Here is a 1,301-nt window from a genome sequence, read left to right as displayed (position 1 = left end):
AGGTCTCCTGCTATGAATAATATTAACAATACAGCCCAAGATCAAGCTTTACGTAATAATCTTAATCCTTCTGAATATGACAAATTGCTAGACTTCTGCTTACAAGGTTTGCAGTTAGATAACTGTGAGGTATCTGATTTAGAGATAACATCAAAGGAAGTTGATGGCACAGTGCACCAAAGCGTTATAGTGCATATTCGCTCAACAGAAAGACTATCCCAATGTCCCCATGAAGGCTGCGGTGCCCACCTCCACTCACACGGGCCTTCTAAAGTTGGATTTAGGCATTTGAGCCTAGGAGACAATCCAATAAATATCTGCTTCTACAAGAACAGGTATAAGTGTAGCAAATGTGGCCGCACTATATCTACAGAAGCTCCTTTCCAGTATGGCAACACAAGAATGACCACTGCACTTGCTAACAACATATTGAATGGCTATGTAGATAAACTTTCCTACACAGGAAAAGCAGTAGCCCGTTATCTTTGTGTGTCTGAGTATTATGCAAACCTAGTGATTGAACGCTATTGCGATGAAATGTTTCGTGGAGGATTAAAGGGCATTGAAAATGCAGATCAGTGTATGCTTTTACCTCCTGAATATCTAATCACAGACGTTCTTGTAGATGAAGTATCAATTAAGGGACGAAAATACGTAACATGCGTTTATGATGCTAACAACTTACGCCTTCTTTTTTATGTATTGAAGAATAACAAGGATGCAATCAAGTCTTTTATTGAGTGGGGTGGAGATAAAATATCCCCTGAATTAAGAGTTGCTTGTGATATGAACGCTCCATTTGTAAGCGCATTTAAAGAAGCTCTGCCTTCTTGTCAAATTACTTTAGATCGCTTTCATGTTATGGTTAATATCGTAGATGATTTTGAAAGAGCGTTTTTAGACATTGCCTTCCATATGCCTGATAGTAATGAGGTAAAGTCCCTGCTCCTTGATAAAAACAAGGAAGCAATTAAGGTTCTTGTATCAAGAAAATCTGAACTTGATAAAGATCAAAAGAAGCTGCTTAAGAAGCTTTTGGAAAATAATTATGATATGAAAACACTGTATGAATCATATCAGTCAATTATTAAATGTTATGACAAGTCAAAGTCTATAACAGAATTTAGGGCCTCCATCTTCAAAATTATGGAAGATCTTCTTTGGGTGGATGCAAAATCTGAAGCTTTTAGTGAGTATTCAAAAACTACTGATGTTTATCAAGATTGTCATTGCAAGCACTATCTTACCCCTTTTCCTGGCAGTGATAGCGATAAAGGCGCACTAAACCAGCAAACTGACAA

Annotated in this window: 1 protein-coding gene; it reads left to right on the top strand. The window is 37.4% G+C overall.

Going from position 1 to position 1,301, the window contains the following annotated elements:
* Positions 1-12 precede the first annotated feature (12 nt).
* Positions 13-1,301, top strand: a 1,289-nt coding sequence (locus tag MXE38_RS12320; RefSeq protein WP_246915504.1) for a transposase, incomplete at its 3' end; no start/stop codon positions are given.

Origin of the sequence: Anaerobiospirillum sp. NML120448 (assembly GCF_023050945.1) — a bacterium.
Lineage (GTDB): Bacteria > Pseudomonadota > Gammaproteobacteria > Enterobacterales > Succinivibrionaceae > Anaerobiospirillum.
Note: the sequence above shows the minus strand (reverse complement) of the source record. Positions and strands in the feature narration are given on the sequence as shown.